We start from the raw sequence: 18,796 nt of genomic DNA, 5'->3' as shown, positions 1-18,796 counted from the left end.
ACCATGCATGATTGGGGACTCAAAGCTCAGTCTACGGTGTAATTGCCGCCCGTTTCCTGTTTGTATCTGATACCCAATGTTGCACCCTCACTGGAATTCTCCGACCTCAGCTGAGGTCGGAGATTATCGACGTTATTGTACCATTCATTTCTGTCCGCCCTGGGATTGAACCGGCCGTTGTCGTTCCAGTCCTGAACGACCGGCCTCTGGTGGCCGTAGGTGATCACGTCGCCGGCAGGAACCTCAATCACGACACCGTTCTCGTCGACCCAGGTGAGGTCTTCCCTGGGCACTCGCTTGCCGTCCGGCCCGCGCGGCCATTCCCCTGCGGCGGCGCCTTCCAGGGTGTAGCGGCGTGCCATTTCGTGATGGGTGGACTCGCGGAAGCCGCCCGGGTATTCGCTGTCGCGGTTGTGCGCGTCGGGCGGCGCCGTCGGATCCTTGGCGAATCCACCGTCCGGCCCGTGCAGTGCCTCATTGGCATCGTATTTGTAACCGGGTGGCAGCGGCTCTCCGGTGATCGTGCTGGTCACCGGAGACTGGGTGGTGCCGGGCGGCTGTGCGCCGCCGGTGCTGGCGGTGCCGGCGCTGCGTACCTGGCCGGCGCTAAACGCGTCGGCGACCGCGGCCTCGCCACCGGCGACGTTGCTTACGTTGCCGCCATGGGTACGCGGCCTGCCACCGCCAGACTGGTCGTCCCCTCCATGGGGCCGGGTCGTCGGGGTATCGACGTGCGAGCCGCCGTGCGTCCTCGCCATCGCCTCAGCCCTCCAACAGCGTGGTCAGGTTCTCGAGGCTGGTGATCAGGGCGCTGGTGTAGCTGGTGATCCGGCCTGCCCACTTGAGGACGGCCGAGACGATCTGCGCGGTGACGACCGGGATCGTGACGACCAGCAGCGCCTCGGCAGCCCAGGTAATCACCTTGGCGACCAGGTCGCAGATCAGATCGCGGACGATGTCACGGGTGAACTGCACCAGATTGCCGGCGGCCTGCGTGGCCGACGACATCGTCACGGCCAGCACGCCGAGCCCGCCGAGCCCATCGACGTTGTTGGCCATCAGGCCCTGATAGGCGTCGGCGGCGGCGCCGGACCAGTCGGGAAGGTCTACGGCGAGGTCGGCCCGCAGGTCCTCGGCCATCGTCTGCAACGCGCCGGCCATGTTGCTCCAGGTCTGGGCGTGCGACATGACCCGGTCGGGGATACCGGCCAGCTTGTCGAGCATCTCGCGCAGCGGCTCGAAGTGTTCCATCGCCCAACCGAGCCCGTTGGCCAGCAACGCGCTGAACGGGTCGATCACGGTGGCCGCGGCGTCGAGAGCGAACGATCCGCCGGCCAGCATCGTGTCGACCCAGCTGCCACCCGCCACGGACTGCTGCAGGCCCTGCAAGCCATCGGCGAGCGACGAGCCGGTCCACGCCGTCCGCGTGGACTGCACCGGGGCGACGAGCGCGTTGTCAGTCACGCTCCGCTCACCCTCCCGGCTTTGCGGACCTCGGTCGCCGCCCTGCTGTCGGCAGCCTCGTACTCCCTGGCGGTGGCGATCAGCGCCTCGGCCGCTAGGGCGAGGTTTTCCTCGGCGCGCGCGTAGAGCCGGTCCTGGCCCTGGTGCCGGCGTTCGAGGATCGCGGAGATCCAGCCACACAACAGGCCGTAGGCCGCGGCGTCCTGCGCGATGGCTTGGCTGGCGCCCTTGATCGCCGCGAGCTGGTCGCGCACCGCCTTGACGTTCGCCGCGTGCCGGTACAGCTGGAGGGGGTCGACGTCGAACTGGTCAGCCACGGCGCCGCTACCCGTTCCGGCCCGGCACGTCGTCACCAGAGTCCGGGCGCTCCAGCACCTGGCGCATCTGCTCGGCGATCGTGCGCGCCGACAGCGAATCAGGTCCCAGCGCGGCGACCGCGATCTGCTGCGCCTGCTCGGCTGCCTTCGTCCGCGCCTGCCGCAACGCGTCCATCACCGCGCGCGCCACGACATCCGGCTGGTATCGGTGGATGCGCTCGGTGAGCTCCAGATGCAGCAACACTCCCGAGGAGTCGATGGTGACCTCGGCCAGTCCGTTGTCGTCCTTGGCCGTGGTCCGCAGCTGCTGCAGTTGCGCTGCCATGTCCAGGGCCCGCGCGGACCTTTCCTCGACGCGACTCTGCCAGGAGCGTAGATACTCCCGTGAGGCATCCGGATCGAGAAACGCCTCCGTATCGGACATTTCCGACATGCTCGCCAACCCCGTTCCCCCGTGCGTCCCCAACTCCGGGTGGTGCTGGAGTTTAACAACGCTGTGGGATGGGCCCGGATTAGACGATCGCCCGTAGAAAGGCGCGTGCTATCTGCATCCAGGTCAGCGACGTGGGTGCTCCCTGTCCGTCGACGAAGCGGTGCCAGCACTTGATGCCCTGTCGATGCTGTCGCGTCGGTCGGTGCACCTGGGGAATGGCCAGGTGAAGTTCCAAGTGCCACAAGATCATTTACGTGTTCGAGGGGGACCTTGCCGCCTCCCGTGCCCCCGCGGCTCGGCCGGGCGGCCGGCCGGCCAACGGTCATGCGCACACAACAGCAATGCGGCCTCGAAGCGGTCGATTACCGTGAGGAACATCACTGTTCGCGGGTGTTGCATGCGCTGTGGCCACTACGCGGCGCCGGTCACTAAACCTGCGTCGTCCGAAGCCGATTCTTTGCCCCGAGCGACATCGTTACGGCACGCGGAGCGTCCTGACCCTGACAGGTAGCTGGCCAGCAGCTGCGCGGTCGGAAGCCTCACGACGAAGCAGTGCGGATGGGGAGATTTGAATGGGCGGCAACGCCGGCATGATCGACCACCCTTCCGCGAAGGATCGGCTGCTGCAGGCGACTATTCGTCAATGGCGTGACAGCCTCATCAACCTCTCTGGCACCAACCGGCTTCTCAACTTTCGGCTGAGCAAGACTGGCGCGGTCCGGGTGCTCAGTCCGGCCTCCGAAGAGGTCCTCGCTGGTTTGAGTGCCGGCCGCGACTTCGTCTTCCGTCCCGCGGACGAGGCTGACGATGGGCCCGATGGTGTTGCGACCGAGTCGAGCCCGGCGCTCGCCGAAGGTGATCTCGGCGCGCCGGGCAAGCGTTCCCGGTTGGATGTTCTCCACACGGACAAGCCGGTCAGTGATCTCAGCGCGGCACTTCGCAACCTCATGCGCCGGTCGAACCAGGAGTTCCTGGACCGCGGGCTGTGGATCCTCTATCTCGCGTTCGGGTCACTCACCTGGACCGATGGTGACAAGGCCCGGTACACCAGTCCGTTGCTGCTCGTCCCGGTCCGGCTCGTTTCGACCGGAGCGCGACAGCTGCCCTTGCTGGAACGCGCGGACGAAGACCCCGTCGTCAACCCGGCGCTGACGCTGAAACTGAACCAGCTCATGGTCACGCTGCCGGACATCGACGAACTCGAGGACATCGCCTACGCCGACCTGCTGGCCGAGGTCAAGACCGCAGTAGCTGATCACGCCGACTGGCGTGTGAACGACGAAGTCACGCTCTCCTACTTCTCGTTTGCCAAGGAGGCGATGTACCGCGACCTGCTCGACAACGAGGCGGCAATCGCCGAGCATCCGGTGATCCAAGGGCTGGCGACCGGTGGGCGAGGCTCGGGAGGCGGCGGCTTCCTCTTCGACGAGCTACCCGAAGCGCGGATCGACCAGGACATGCCGGCGGAGCAGGTCCCGCTGGTGCTCGACGCTGACTCCTCGCAGCGGTCCAGCATCGCCGCCGCGCTGGCCGGCCGTTCGTTCGTCATGGACGGTCCCCCTGGAACCGGCAAATCGCAGACCATCGCGAACATGATCGGAGTGCTTCTGCATGCCGGCAAGCGGGTGCTGTTCGTCTCTGAGAAGGCCGCGGCGCTTGAAGTGGTCCGGAACCGGCTCCACGACGTCGGGCTCAGCGCCTACCTGCTGGAGTTGCACTCGCATAAGGCGACGCGAAAGGAAGTGGCGTCGGCGCTGGGGCAGGCATTGGAGTCCGTTCCGGTTGCCCCGAGCGGGATGAGCGACATCGATCTGGACAACGCCCGCCGCCGCCGCGGTGAACTGAACGCGTACGCCGAGGCCATGAACGTACCGCGGGCACCGCTCAACTATTCGTTGCACGATGTCCTCGGCATGATCGCCAACCTGCATCATGTTCCCGCAGCTCCGATGAGCGGCATCGCACCGGTCGATTTGACCGTCGAGATGTTCGGAACCGTGAGGGGAACGGCTGCGGCGTTGGCTCGGGCCTGGCGCCCCGCAACGCAAGGACGTTCGTTCGTCTGGCGTGGCGTCACCCATCGCGGCTCCCTGGACGCCTGTCTTTACGGAGCCGCCTCAGCACTCGATGCGTTGAAGGGCATCACTACGGCCTATGCGCCACTGGCCGCGGCGTTCGACGTCAGCCGGCTGTGTCAGGCGTCCGAACTCGCACGGATTGTCGCCACTTGTGCGGTGCGGCCATTCGGCGTTCCTCAGCAGTGGTTGGTTGCTGCTCACCTCGACTCTGCCAAGGAATCGGCAGACCGGCTCACGGCAGAACTCCGAGACCTTGCCGATCGGCAGGAAGCCGCCAACCGTGCCGCCGGTGTGCCCTGGTCCGAGCTTCCCACTGCGGACAGCATGCCGGAACTCGACACATCCGCGTTGGAGAGCCTCACCATCGCACCCGTGCACCTCGCGTCGCTGACCTCGCAACAGGCCACGATTCTTGCCGACACGTTCCAGCCTGACGCCGAAACACTGCAGGCCACCAGCCGCTCGCTCAACGGACTTACCGTCATGCTCGGGCTGCCGCCCGTAGCGTCGTTCGACGATGCCGAGGCGACTCTGACGGTGGCCGGCCTCGGCCGCAGCGACGACCGACCCGAACGGGCGTGGCTGTCCACCGAGGGCCATGCCGCTGCGACCCAGGCCGCGCAAACGCTGCAGCAGGCAGTCGCCACGCTGCTCGAGGCTGAGAAGGCCGCAGCTACGCACTTCACCGATGCCGCGCTCGCGGCCGACGTCGAAGGACTGGCACACCGCTTCGTGCAGCAGCACCGGGGCCTGAAGAAGCTCAGCAGTGCCTACCGCACCGACAAACGTGCGCTGGCGACGTTCACCCGTGCCGGCGTGGAATGGAAGGCGGCCCGCGACCGGCTGCCGGTGGCGATCGCCTGGAAGCAGGCCGCAGCCGCACTCACCGAGGCCGAAACACGGCACGCGGCGGCCCTCGGTACCCGCTACGACGGCCGATCCACCGACTTCCTTCGGATCTCCCGGGCATTGGTGACGGCAGACACCGCGATCCGCCAGGCCCGCACCAGCGACCTACGGAAAATTACCGATCACATCGCCCGTGACACCTCGCCCAACACCACCGTGCTCACCGTCGCCGACGACACACGCGCACGGCTGCAGGAATGGCAGTCGCGCCTGGCACCGGAACCACTGCCGGCTGCGAGGCCAGAGCTGATGCTGCTCCCCATTGCGGAGGCGGCCGGATGGCTGAACAGCCACCTGGCCCCGCTGCGGTCGGTGGCTGCGCTGGCCGGGACCGTCAGCCAGGCGGTGCACCGGCAGCTCACCGTCGCCGAATCTCGTCACCTGCTGCAGTTGCGCGCATCCGTCGACGAGGCCCTAGCCGCGCTCGCCTCACGCGGCCACGACTACTCGTCGACCCTCGGTTCGCTGTACACCGGCGAGCAGACCGACCTTCCTGCCGCATATACGGCCTTGGACTGGGCCACCCAGATGCGCACCTGCAGCACCGGAATCGATGTCCCGTTGACCGACGCCCAGGCGGCGGCCCTGGAGAACATTGTCCCGACGCCACAGCTGGACGACCTCCAACGGCGGTGGGCTGCGGCTCGCGCCGAGCTATTGGCGGCCTTCGAACCAGGCAGGGGCACAGAACTCGGCTTCGACCTCGACGACTACACGGAGGCGGCCGATCTCATCGCCGCGTTGCGCGAGGACAGCGCCGGACAGGACGAATGGTTCGCATACCAAGCTGCCCGCGCTGAGCTCGCCGAGGTAGGACTCGAGACCGCCATCGACTTCTGCATCACCGAGGACCTGCGCGCCGAGCATGTGCCACTGGTCCTCGAGCGTGCTCTGCTGCAGGAATGGGCCGACCATCACCTGCAGCAGGAGGTCGCCCTGCGCGTCGTACGGGCAGAGGACCGCGACTCACTCGTGGCCGAGTACCGCAAACTCGACCGTGCACTCATCTCGGCGGCGACCTCGCGGATCATCACCGCCTGCAATGCCAGCCGCCCCCGCAACAATCTGGGCGAGTCGGGCATCATCCGCCGCGAAGCCGGCAAGAAAAAGAAGCACATGCCGGTACGGCTGCTGTTGGAACGCACGCGGAATGTCACCCAGGCGATCAAGCCGTGCTTCATGATGTCTCCGCTGGCAGTCAGCCAGTACCTCCCGTCCGACATGCGATTCGACGTCGTCATCTTCGACGAGGCAAGCCAGGTCGCGCCGGCTGACGCCGTCAATTGCATCTACCGAGGCGACGCTCTGATCACCGCAGGTGACCAGAAGCAGCTACCGCCGACCAGCTTCTTCACGGCCGGCGTCGCCGACGACAGCGATGAGTGGGACGAGGAGGCCGAGGACGGTGTCGACTTCGAGTCCGTCCTGGACCTCATGAAGGGTTCCGCGGAGTTCCAGGCGCTCACGCTGCGCTGGCACTACCGATCCCGGCACGAGGCGCTCATTGCCTTCTCCAACTCGTCGTTCTACAAAGGCCGGCTCATCACCTTCCCCGGCGCCGAGGACATCGGACCGGACGTCGGCGTGGAACTCTTCCCTGCCGCAGGCACCTACCGGCGCGGGTCATCGCGCGACAACCCGATCGAAGCAGCCAAGGTCGCCGAACGGGTTATCCACCACTTCACCGCCCGCCCGCACCTCACCCTCGGTGTGGTCAGCTTCTCCGAATCCCAGGCCGCGGCCATCGAGCACGCCGTGGAACAGGCACGCCTTGCCCGTCCGGAACTGGACAGGTTCTTCACCGACGATCGGCTCGGCGGCTTCTTCGTCAAGAACCTGGAGTCCGTACAGGGCGACGAACGCGACGTCATGATCTTCTCGATCGGGTACGGCCCGGACGAGGCCGGCAAGACCACGATGAACTTCGGCCCGCTGAACCGCCAAGGTGGCTGGCGGCGCCTGAACGTCGCCATCACCCGAGCCCGCTACCGCAACGAAGTCGTCTCCAGCGTGCGGGCCTCCGACATCGTCGCCTCCGCCGGCAGCGAAGGACTGCGGCACCTGCGCCGCTATCTGGACTACGCCGAGCGCGGCATCGCGGCACTGGCGCTGGACACCAGCACCGGCGGCGACGCGGAATCGCCCTTCGAGGAATCCGTCATCTCCGTGATCCGCTCCTGGGGCTACGAGGTCACTCCGCAGGTCGGCGCCGCCGGCTACCGGATCGACATGGGCGTGCGTCACCCGGACCGTCCCGGCGTCTACGTACTGGGCGTCGAATGCGACGGATTCCAGTACCACTCCTCCAAGGTCGCCCGGGACCGGGACCGGCTGCGTGATCAGGTGCTCCGCGGCCTCGGGTGGAGGCTGCACCGCATCTGGGGCACCGCCTGGTATCGCAACCGCCTCGGCGAAGAGCAACGCCTACGAGCAGAGATCGAGAAGGCCGTCGCCGCCCCCGTACGTGGGCTGTTGTCCGCGATGGAGGACGTGATCGAGCGCCCCGCCATCACCACCGAGGCAGCTGCTCAGAACCTTCAGCCAGACTGGGTGACGCCATACCGAACCGCGACCGTGGGCCGCTTGCCGCACTGGGCCGACCCGGGCGAGCCCGGCAGTGCCCACGCCATGCAGACCGGCGTCACCCAGATCGCCGCCGTCGAGGGGCCGGTGCACATCACGGTCATCCACCAGCGACTGCGCGACAGCTGGGGCATCGGCCGGATCGGCTCCCGAATTCGGGAGAATATCGACACCGCGATCCGCCAAGCCCACCTCGACCGCGATGGGGACTTCGTCCGCGCACCTGGGACTATCGTCACTGAGGTTCGTAGCCCCATCGACGGCTTCAGCCGCAGCGTGGAGCAGGTCCACGACGATGAGTTGACGCTCGCCTTGACGAACCTGGTCCGCGACGCTGGTGGCGTGGCCCGCGACGAACTGACTGCGTACGTGGCAAGGCTCTACGGTTGGACCCGGCGTGGACCAGACATCTCCCGGCGGCTTGACCAACTCATCGATCGCCTGGTCGACGAAGGTGTGCTCATCGCCAACGACATCAGCTTGGCGCTCAACCCCAGCGTGGCGAACGAGCTCTGACCCGGTAGGACCAGTCTATTTTGCTGGCTCGACTTCACCACAAAGCCGAGCCTCACCATCTCCCGCTCCACGCGTAGAGTGATGATGGTGGAGGCGAAGCGTAGCGCGTGGGTGTCGCTTCCGGGCGCCGATAGCAGTCGCACCCGACACCGTACCGATCCGGACCGTTCAGGATGGACGCTGTGTGACCGGCAAATTCCGGTCGACGATCGCTCTGAATCACCGCAGCAAGCCGGGTTCCCCTGCGCCCTTTGCTCGGCACGCTTCACTGTTCTGCTCGCCCCGATCGGGGCGGCGCCGGAAAGCGCGCCGATACCGACAGCACCTCGGCCTGTGCGCCGCAAAGACGCGTTTCCCCGCCAGCGGGCACGCGGCAAGCCGCGCCGGCGAATGAGCGCTGACCTCCGGCACCCCGGGCCAGCGCGAACACGCCTGCCTGAGCCGGAGGCGCGGGTCACCCCTGCGCCACGACGTGCCGATGTTGCCACCACGACCTCAACAAATCCCTGGCACGCACCGGGCTGGGTCGTTCTGACGGAGAGACAGTCCAGTCGCCTTCTCCATCAACCGCATCCCAGCCTGCGCCTGCGCGCCATGTGCGGACGACGGTTCACGCTGGCCGCTACCGTCTGGCCGCGGCGCCCGCCCGGAGTTGCCTTGTGCCGCGAGTGCTGCACCATCCGCTCCGCCGCCCTGGCCGGAGGACAGGTTGCGCCGCGGGTTGCTCGTACGGGACAGCTCTCGAGCGTCGTACCACCTGCACGCCTGCAGGTGGTACGCGGCGGACTGCCTGGCCTGGGGCGCCGCCGATAAACGGTAATGAGGCGTGGTGGCAGCGCGCACTACGAGTCCGCATCGACGCCAGCCCAATCGGGAGTGTCTCGGTGCGAGGAATAATCAGCCCATCCTCCTAGGATGCTCACGCGAAGTGACTCGCACAGCCGAATCAACGGATGGGATCTAAGCGGCGATTAGGTGATTTCGGGCTACTGTTTGCGTGAGATGTTCGGGGGCGAAGCACGCATGGTCTATGTGATCAGCCGGGGGCGAAATCCGGCGCGTTTACGTCGGTCGGCAGCGGACGCCATCCGACCGGCTCGCGCATGGCGCGAGGTCGAGGCGCACCCCGGCGGCTGAGGTGCTCCACATACATCGGGCTGAGCGGGCGGACCAGCTGGCAGACGGCCTGGCCGCGCAGCTGCGTGACCCCCTGGCGGACCCGTTCGCCGCCGAGGTGATCAGCGTCCCCTCGAAGGGCGTCGAACGGTGGCTCGCTCAGCGTCTCTCTCACCTCCTCGGCACCGACAGGCCGGGTGCCGGCGTCTGCGCGAATATGGTGTTCCCGCCGGTCTCGACGATGGTCGAGCAGGCGGTCGCCGCCGCCGGAGCAGTGGAAGCTGACCCGTGGAATCCGAATCGGCTGGTGTGGGTCCTACTGGATCTCATCGACCACTGCGCGACCGAGCCGTGGTGCGCCGCCCTCGGCGCATACCTCGGAATGCTCGACGGCGACCCGATCCGGAATGGCCGCCGGTATGCCACCGCCCGGCACGTCGCCGCCCTGTTCGACTCCTACGGCCAGCAGCGCCCAGACCTGCTCACCTGTTGGTCGGCCGGCGAAGACGCCGACGGTGTTGGCGGCGTGCTCCCTGCGGATCTGCGCTGGCAGGCCGAACTGTGGCGGCGCCTGCGCAAGCAGATGCCACTGCCGAGCCCGGCTGAGCGGCTTCCCGAGGTGTGCCAGGTACTGCGCGAGCATCCAGATCGCTGCCCGCTCCCGCAACGGCTGTCCATTTTCGGCCCCACCCGCCTGCCTGCCGCACACCTCGCCGTCCTCACCGCCCTCGCCGCGCAACGGGAGGTACACCTATGGCTCCCACATCCGTCGCCGGTGCTCTGGGAACGACTACGCCCGTACGCGAAAGCAGCGGCCCTCCCCGCACGGGCCGCCGACCCGACCCGTGACCTGCCGCGGCACCCGCTGCTGGCCTCCCTCGGCCGCGACACCCGCGAACTTCAGCTGGTCCTCGGCTCGGACCCGGCCGATCGCCCCGGGCAGCCGCTGGCACGGCCGGACACACTCCTCGGCCGCATCCAGCAGGCCGTGGCACGCGACGAACCGCCCGACGATCCGCCACCGCTGGACCCGGCCGACCGCAGCGTGCAGGTGCACGCCTGCCACGGCGCCGCCCGGCAGGTGGAGGTCCTGCGAGAGGTCATCCTCGGGCTGCTCACCGCACATCCCGACCTGGAACCACGCGACGTGCTGGTCATGTGCCCCGACATCGAGACGTTCGCCCCGCTGATCTCGGCGACCTTCGGCCTCGGCGACGACTCCACCCATCCGGGTCACGGGCTGCGGGTACGCCTCGCCGACCGGGCCCTCGATCGGGTCAACCCGCTGCTCGGCGTGGTCACCGAGCTCCTCGACCTGGCTGACTCCCGCGTCACGGCCGCGCAGGTCCTCGACTTCGCGGCCTCACCGCCGGTCCGCCGCCGGTTCCGGCTCGCCGACGATGACCTGGAGCGTATGCGCGACCTGGTCGTCGACGCGGGCGTGCGATGGGGCCTCGACGGCGATCACCGCGCGCGGTTCCAGCTCGGCGCGATCCGACCCAACACGTGGGCCGCGGGCCTGGACCGCATCGTGCTCGGCGTCGCCATGTCTGAAGAGGACCTGTGTTGGCTCGACCTGGCACTGCCGCTCGACGACGTGGATTCCGGCGACGTGGAGCTGGTCGGTCGCCTCGCCGAACTGGTGGACCGCCTCGCCGGAACCCTGGCTGGCCTCTCCGGACAGCGCCCGCTGCCTGAATGGCTGGACGTCATCGTGGCGGGTGTCGAAGCGCTGACCGCGATCCCGGACGCCGACGCCTGGCAGGGCGAACAGCTGCGCGCGGAGCTCGCCGAGGTGGCTGCCGTCGCAGGCACGGCACCGTTGTCGCTGCCTGACCTACGGTCGCTGGTAGGGGAGCGGCTCGGCGGACGCCCGACCCGCGCGAACTTCCGCACCGGCGACCTGACGATGTGCACGATGGTGCCGATGCGCTCGGTGCCGCACCGCGTCGTCTGCGTCCTCGGTCTCGACGACGGCGTGTTCCCCCGTAGCCCCGGCGTCGACGGCGACGACGTGCTCACCCGCAACCCGCGGGTGGGGGAGCGTGACGTCCGCGGCGAGGACCGGCAGCTGCTGCTCGACGCGGTGATGTGCGCAACCGATCATCTCGTGCTGCTCTACGCGGGCGCCGACGAGCGCACCAACGCCCGCCGCCCACCCGCGGTCCCGCTGGGTGAGCTGCTCGACACCATCGACCGCAGCGTTCGCAGCACCGACGGCCGGCCCGGGCACGAGCAGGTGCTCGTGCGTCACCCGCTGCAGCCGTTCGCAGCCCGGAACTTCACCCCGCGCGCGCTGGGCGTCCCGGGCCCGTTCAGCCACGACCGCGCGGCACTGGCGGGAGCGCAGGCGGCGGCCGGCCCCCAGCAGGCGCCGCCGCCGTTCCTGTCCGGCCCGCTGCCTCCGGCAGGCGACAACGCGGTGGTCCCGCTCATCGAGCTCACCAGGTTTCTGGACCATCCCGTACGCGCGTTCCTGCGCCGACGGCTCACCGTCTCGTTCTTCTCCGCCGATGAGGACCCGGCCGACGGGCTGCCGGTCGAGCTGGACGGCCTGGCCACATGGGCGGTCGGCGACCGGCTGCTGCGGGCCCGGCTTGCCGGCGCCGACTCGGAACGGTGCGTTCAGGCGGAGTGGCGGCGCGGCGCGGTCCCGCCGGGCGCCCTGGGCAGGCGGCTCCTGACCGACTTGGCTGCGCAGGTGGAGCGGCTCGTCACCGCCGCGGAACCGTACCGGGTCGGTGAACCTGAGGCCCTCGACGTCCTGGCCGAGCTGCCCGGCGGTCGCACCGTGGCGGGCACGGTCAGCGGGGTCCACGACCACACGATCGTCTCCGTGGTGTACTCGAACCTCGGGCCGAAGCATCGGCTGCGGGCATGGGTGAGCCTGCTCGCGCTGGCGGCGAGCAGACCGGATCATGCGTGGCGGGCGGTGACCATCGGTCGCGGCTATCGCGGGCTGAGCCGCTCCACCCTCGGGCCGGTCGGCCCCAAAGACGCCACCACGCTGCTGGCCGCGCTGGTCGACCTGAGCGACGAGGGCCAGTGCCAGCCGCTCCCGCTCGCCCTCAAAACCTCCCACGCGTACGCCCAATGCCGCCGTAAGGGCAGCCCCGCGCAGGACGCGCTGGCCAAGGCCCGCCTGCAGTGGGCCAGCTTCAGCGGCGGCGGGGAGAACGACGACCCGGGCCACACCCTGGTCTGGGGCGACGCGGCCCCGCTCGACGCGCTGCTCGCCACGCCCGCGACCGGTGACGGCACCGCGGAGCCGACCCAGTTCGGGGCGCTGGCGATGCGGTTGTGGGAGCCGCTGCTGGCCGCGGAGGAGCTGAAGCAGCTATGACGACGGTGCCGGCCTTCGACGTCTGCTGCGCGCTGCCCGCCGGCACGACCGTGCTGGAAGCCAGCGCCGGCACCGGCAAGACGTTCACCATCGCGGCGCTCGCCGCCCGCTACGTCGCGGAGGGCATCGCGGACCTGCCCCGGCTCATGCTGGTGACCTTCGGCCGGGCCGCGACCGCGGAACTACGCGAGCGGGTCCGGGAACGCCTGGTCAGCGCGGAACGCGGCCTGGCCGATCCGGCCCGCGCACGCGCGTCGGACGACACCGTGCTCGCCAAACTGGCCGACGTCAATGACGCCGAGGCCGCCTGTCGCAGGAGGCGGCTCGCGGCGGCGCTCGCGGACTTCGACGCGGCCACGATCGCGACCACCCACCAGTTCTGTCAGCAGATGCGCGCCGGTCTCGGCCTGGCCGCCGACAGCGACCCGGACGCCGTGTTCGTCGAGGACCTCGACGACCTGATCACCGAGGTCGTCGACGACCTCTACCTGCGCAAGTACGCCGTACCGGGCGCCGCCGGTCCACCGTTCGGCCGGGCCGCCGCGCTGACGATCGCCCGTGCCGCCGTCGGCGACAGCCAGGCCCGCCTGGCACCGGCCGACGCGGAATCCGGCAGCGAGGCCGAAGCCCGGTACCGCTTCGCGACAGCCGTCCGCGCCGAGGTCACGCTCCGCAAACGCCGTCGGCGAATGTTCGGCTACGACGACATGCTCACCGGCCTCGCCGCCGCCCTCACCGACCCGGTACACGGCCCCGCAGCCTGCCACCGCCTGCGCGAGCGGTACAAGGTGGTGCTCGTCGACGAGTTCCAAGACACCGACCCGGTCCAGTGGGACATCCTGCGCACCGCCTTCCACGGCCACACCACGCTCATCCTCATCGGCGACCCGAAACAGGCCATTTACGCTTTCCGCGGCGCCGACGTCGTCAGCTACCTCTCCGCCGCCGGCACCGCCGGCACCCACGCCACCCTCGCCGTCAACTGGCGCAGCGACCAGCCGCTGATCACCGCCCTCGACACCGTCTACGGCGATACAGCCCTCGGCGACGAACGCATCACCGTCCACCCCGTACGCGCGGCCCAGCCCGCCCCACGCCTGAGCGGAGCACCGGCGAACGCCCCGCTGCGGATCCGGGTCCTGGCCCGCGACGGACTGCGGCTCAACAAGTCGGGACTCGCCGCCGTCGACGACGCCCGCACCGCCGTCGCCGCCGACGTGGGACGCGACATCGCCGCGCTGCTCGCGAGCAAGGCCCGGATCGCCGACCGGCCGCTGCGGCCCGGCGACATCGCCGTGCTGTGCCGCACCAACCGCCAAAGCGTGCAAGTACGCGAAGCCCTCGCCGCGGTCGACGTCCCGGCGGTCCTCGCCGGCACCACCAGCGTGTTCGCCACTCCCGCCGCCCGCGACTGGCTGGCCCTGCTCGAAGCCCTCGAACAACCACACCGCGCCACCCGGGCAGCCGCGGCCGCCCTCACCGACCTCGTCGGCTGGTCACCGCAACGCCTCGCGAACGCCACCGAAACCGACCTTGACGAGCTGGGTATCACGCTGCGCCGCTGGGCCGCTGTGCTCGCGCAGCGTGGCGTCGCGGCACTGGCGGAGACGATCACCGCGGCCGGTCTGCCCGCCCGGCTGCTCGCCCAGAGATCCGGCGAACGCCGCTTCACCGACCTGCGGCACATCGGGCTGGCGCTGCACACCGCCGCCGTCGACGGCCTGCTCGGACTGGCCGCCACCGTCGAATGGCTGCGCCACCGAATCGACGAGGCCGACCGCGACACCAGCGTCGAACGCGGCCGGCGGCTCGAGTCCGACGCCGACGCGGTCCAGGTCATCACCGTGCACACCAGCAAAGGCTTGGAGTACCCGGTGGTGTACGTACCGTTCGGCTGGGACCGGCACGTCTCCGACCCGGAGGTGCCCCTGCTGCACGACGACGCCGGAGCACGAGTACGAGACGTCGGCGGCGCCACCGGCGGCGGCTTCGCCGAGAGCCAGCGCCGGCACCACGCCGAGGACGCCGGCGAAGACCTGCGGCTGCTGTACGTCGCCCTGACCCGCGCACAGTCCCAGGTCGTCACCTGGTGGGCCCCGACCGCCAACACCGGGGCGTCCGCGCTGCACCGGCTGCTGATCGGCCGGCCCGCCCCGGGCACCGCCCCGCAGGACAGGTACCCCGTGCCCGCCGACGCCGCCGCGCTCGCGGCCCTGCGGGACCTGGCCTCACCACACCTGGCCGTGGAGCCGGTTGTCCCCACCGAGCCCACCCGATGGACGCCGACGGCGGAACCCGGCCCGGACCTGACTGCAGCTGTCTTCGCCCGGCACCTGGACACCGCCTGGCAGCGCACCTCGTACTCCCGGCTCACTGCGGCCGCGCACGATGCCCCCGCCGTCGGCAGCGAGCCGGGACACCGCCACCACGACGACGAGGCAATGCCCACCAACGCGATCACCACCGCGGACCAGGAACCGGCCGAACTTCCGTCGCCGATGGCAGACCTACCCAGCGGCGCCGCCTTCGGCACCACCGTGCACGCCATCCTCGAGAACACCGACCCCACCGCACCCGACCTGCTGACCGAACTCACCACCCGGACCCACGAACAACTCCGTCAGCAACCCGGACGGCTCGAGCCGGACACCCTGGCCGCCGCCCTCCTGCCCGCCCTGCAGACACCCCTCGGGCCACTCGCCGGCAACCGCAGTCTCGCCGACATCGCCACCCGCGACCGCCTCACCGAACTCGACTTCGAATTACCCCTCGACGGCGGCGACCGACCCCGTTCCGGAAACCGGATCACCCTCGCCGACGTCGGCCGGCTGATCGGCCGCCACCTCGACCCCGACGATCCGCTGACCGCCTACCCGGACCTGCTGCAGACACCCGCACTCGGCGCCCAGCGGCTGCGCGGCTACCTCGCCGGCAGCATCGACGCCGTCCTACGCACCCAGGTGGACGGCGAGACGCGCTACCTGGTCGTGGACTACAAGACGAACTGGCTCGGCGACATCGGACCCACCGGCCCGCTGCCCCTGACCACCACGCATTACCGGGCCGCCGCTCTCACCCAGGCGATGATCGCCGCGCACTACCCGCTGCAGGCCCTGCTCTACGCGGTGGCCCTGCACCGCTACCTGCGCTGGCGCCAACCCGACTACCAGCCCGACCGGCACCTCGGCGGCGTGCTCTACCTGTTCCTGCGCGGCATGGCAGGCCCGCAAACCCCCGCCGCCGACGGCGTACCGCGCGGCGTGTTCTCTTGGCGGCCACCGGCCAGGCTCGTCGAGGACCTTTCCACGCTGCTCGACGGCGGCCCCCGATGACCACCTCAATCGAGCCCGACCTGCGGCTGGCGCGACGCGCCACCGGCATCCTGCAAACCTTCAACACGGCCGGCGTGCTCAACCTCGCCGACGTCCACACCGCCTGCCGCATCGCCGACCTCGGCAAGGAGCCCGCCGAACCGGTCCGGCTCGCGATCGCCCTCACCGTCCGGGCGCTGCGCCTCGGATCGGTCTGCATCGACCTCGGCACGGTCAGCCACACCGTCACCGGCGAAGGCGAAGAACCCATCGACGTCTCCGCCCTGCCCTGGCCGGACCCCGACGACTGGCGCGCCGCCTGCGAACGCAGCACCCTCGCCGCCGCGAACGCCGACGCCCCACCAGGCCGCCCCCTGCGCTTCGCACACGACCTGCTCTACCTCGACCGGTACTGGCGCCAGGAAGACCAGATACGCCGCGAACTGCAGCACCACGCCGCGAACGACCCACCGGTCGATCCGGTACGCCTGCGGGCAGCCCTCGACCGGCTGTTCCCCGCGGAAGCGAGCCGGCAACGGCGCGCCGCCGCGGTCAGCGTCCTGCGCTGGGTCTCCGTGCTCGCCGGCGGCCCCGGCACCGGCAAGACCACCACCATCGCCCGACTCCTCGCCGTCCTGCACGACCAGCCCGGCGGCCCGCTGCGGATCGCGCTGGCCGCACCCACAGGCAAGGCCGCCGCCCGGCTCGAAGAGGCCGTCCACCAGGTCACCGCCGAGCTCCCCGAGAGCGACCGTGCCGCGCTCGGCGACCTGCGCGCCTCGACCCTGCATCGGCTCCTCGGGCGGCGACCGGACTCGCGTACCCGGTTCCGGCACGACCGCACCAACCGGCTGCCCTACGACGTCGTGGTCGTCGACGAGACCTCCATGGTCTCGCTGACCCTGATGGCCCGGCTCCTCGACGCCGTACGCCCAGACGCGCGCCTCGTCCTCGTCGGCGACCCCGACCAACTCGCCTCGGTCGAGGCCGGAGCCGTCCTCGGCGACCTGGTACGCGCACAGGGCACCCCCGACCGTGCCCTCGAAGACCGCCTCGCCGACGTCGGCGCCGCATCGACCGGCGACGAACCGACAGTCAACGGCGTCGTCGTGCTCGACCACACCTGGCGCTTCGGCGGCGCCATCGCCGAACTCGCCGGCCACATCCGCGACGGCGACGCCGACACGGTGATCACCCTGCTCGGCGGTGCCTGGGAGGACGTCGAGTTCATAGAAACCGACACCCTGGAACACCGCCGCCCCACCGGACTGGACGGCCTGCGCCGCGACATAGTGACCTCGGCACAGGTCCTTACGGAGGCTGCCCAACGCGGCGACGTCGACGCGGCGCTGCGCGGGCTCGACACCCACCGGCTGCTGTGCGCACACCGCAGCGGCCCCTACGGCGTCAGCCGCTGGACCGCCGAAATCGAAGCCTGGCTCGCCGACGAGATCGACCACGACGACGCCGGCGACTGGTACCCCGGCCAGCCCTTGCTGATCACCGCCAACGACTACGACGTCGGCCTGTACAACGGCGACACCGGCGTCATCGTCCGCGTCGGCGACAGCATCAGAGCAGCGTTCGCCCGAGGCAGCGCTCCGGTGCTCATTCCACCGAGCAGGCTCTCGGACGTGCAGACCGTGTACGCCATGACCGTCCACCGCGGGCAAGGCAGCCAGTTCGAACGGGTGTCACTCATCCTGCCAACCGCCGACTCGCCGTTGCTCACCCGGGAACTGCTCTACACGGCGATCACCCGCGCCCGCACACACATCCGCATCCTCGGCACCGAGCAAGCCATCCGGGCCGCCGTCACACGACCCATCACCCGCGCCAGTGGCCTGCGCCATTCTCTTGCTCAGTGAGTCGTTCACGGGTGTGGATGTCGGCGACGTCGCCGCGCACCGCTTTGAACAGATCGACCGCGGGCTCTGTCGGGCGTATGCCGACGTCAATCCGGGCAGAGGCGGATACTCCAGGCGTGGAAATCTCCATCTCCCCGCTGCTGAAACACGCCCTGTCCTGGTGGTTCGCCGCGTCTCTCGCCCGACGGCACCCCGAGTTGTGGATCTTCGAAACCCACCCAGGTGGCGGCCTGTACGACTGCCTGGACTCGGTGACTCTTGGAAATGGATCAACTGACCCTTACATCAGCATCAACCGAGCAGGCAGCGTGCACTTCCCGCGCAGCGGCGCCGACGCGTGGCAGTTCACCAGACTTCTCCATCCCAGCGGGGAACTGATTCGCAAGGCAGAGGAGACCACCGGGCTGTCGACGCCGGCCAGTACACCGGCGGCGACGCCGCGAAACCTCGCCTACCGCGTCGCGGCGACTCTGACCGGCATGACAGCCAACGCCGCGAAATGGTTTGCGGTTCGCAGCGCGCTCGTCGATTCGAGCGGCATGGACGGCGGGACCGAGCGCGGCTTCCGGACGTTCCCCCTCGCTGTCGAGCGTCGCGAGCGCCGGGAGCGGGACGCCGCCCAAGGCGATCTGCCCTACCAGCTGTGGATGGTGGAGAGAGCAGGCGAGACCGTCGCGGCCATCGACGCCGACGGGTACGCCTACGTAGGCAGCGGCTGCGTCAACCTCCTCGAGACGTACCAAGACTGCGGTCGTCGGATCAACCGCACGGCGGTGACCATATTCGGAGGTCTGCTCCCATAGGGGAGGGGACGGCCGATCCTTCGCCGTTCGATGGTGCGGACTCAAACGGTCAGTG

9 protein-coding genes are annotated in these 18,796 nt (G+C 69.5%); 5 read left to right on the top strand and 4 right to left on the bottom strand.

The genetic code is table 11. From position 1 onward, the window contains the following. Positions 1 to 26: 26 nt before the first annotated feature. The 4 genes from AB0B58_RS26235 to AB0B58_RS26220 are packed head-to-tail and all read right to left on the bottom strand — an operon-like array spanning position 27 to position 2,205. Positions 27 to 758, bottom strand: a complete 732-nt coding sequence (locus AB0B58_RS26235) for a hypothetical protein (protein ID WP_360228706.1) — start codon at positions 756 to 758, stop codon at positions 27 to 29. 4 nt (positions 759 to 762) lie between these two features. After that, a complete protein-coding gene (locus tag AB0B58_RS26230; RefSeq protein WP_360228703.1) occupies positions 763 to 1,464 on the bottom strand; it encodes a hypothetical protein in 702 nt (233 codons plus the stop codon). Then, the gene (locus AB0B58_RS26225; protein ID WP_360228700.1) at positions 1,461 to 1,781 is read right to left on the bottom strand and encodes a type VII secretion target; all 321 of its coding nucleotides are present in this window, start codon (positions 1,779 to 1,781) and stop codon (positions 1,461 to 1,463) included. The genes AB0B58_RS26230 and AB0B58_RS26225 overlap by 4 nt, the downstream gene beginning before the upstream one ends. Before the next feature lie 7 nt (positions 1,782 to 1,788). Next, a complete protein-coding gene (locus AB0B58_RS26220) occupies positions 1,789 to 2,205 on the bottom strand; it encodes a YbaB/EbfC family nucleoid-associated protein (RefSeq protein ID WP_360228697.1) in 417 nt (138 codons plus the stop codon). Between the two features lie 581 nt (positions 2,206 to 2,786). Here AB0B58_RS26220 and AB0B58_RS26215 point away from each other — a divergent pair. From AB0B58_RS26215 to AB0B58_RS26195, 5 genes are all read left to right on the top strand, one after another. Further along, positions 2,787 to 8,300 (top strand): DUF3320 domain-containing protein, encoded by a 5,514-nt coding sequence (locus tag AB0B58_RS26215; protein WP_360228694.1) that lies wholly within the window; start codon positions 2,787 to 2,789, stop codon positions 8,298 to 8,300. A 1,138-nt stretch (positions 8,301 to 9,438) separates the two neighbouring features. Beyond that, positions 9,439 to 12,759, top strand: coding sequence for an exodeoxyribonuclease V subunit gamma (gene recC, locus AB0B58_RS26210; RefSeq protein WP_360228691.1), 3,321 nt, complete (start codon positions 9,439 to 9,441; stop codon positions 12,757 to 12,759). Then, on the top strand, positions 12,756 to 16,091 hold the full coding sequence (locus tag AB0B58_RS26205; protein ID WP_360228688.1) for a UvrD-helicase domain-containing protein: 3,336 nt from the start codon (positions 12,756 to 12,758) through the stop codon (positions 16,089 to 16,091). The genes recC and AB0B58_RS26205 overlap by 4 nt, the downstream gene beginning before the upstream one ends. Beyond that, positions 16,088 to 17,938 (top strand): exodeoxyribonuclease V subunit alpha, encoded by a 1,851-nt coding sequence (recD, locus tag AB0B58_RS26200; RefSeq protein WP_360228685.1) that lies wholly within the window; start codon positions 16,088 to 16,090, stop codon positions 17,936 to 17,938. The genes AB0B58_RS26205 and recD overlap by 4 nt, the downstream gene beginning before the upstream one ends. A 116-nt stretch (positions 17,939 to 18,054) precedes the next feature. Next, entirely contained in the window at positions 18,055 to 18,741 is a 687-nt protein-coding gene (locus AB0B58_RS26195) for a hypothetical protein (RefSeq protein WP_360228682.1), read from the top strand. Positions 18,742 to 18,796 lie beyond the last annotated feature (55 nt).

Source organism: Actinoplanes sp. NPDC049118 (assembly GCF_040648555.1).
In the GTDB taxonomy this organism is placed as follows: domain Bacteria; phylum Actinomycetota; class Actinomycetes; order Mycobacteriales; family Micromonosporaceae; genus Actinoplanes.
The sequence above is the reverse complement of the archived record's forward strand: the minus strand, read 5'-3'. Positions and strand labels throughout refer to the sequence as shown.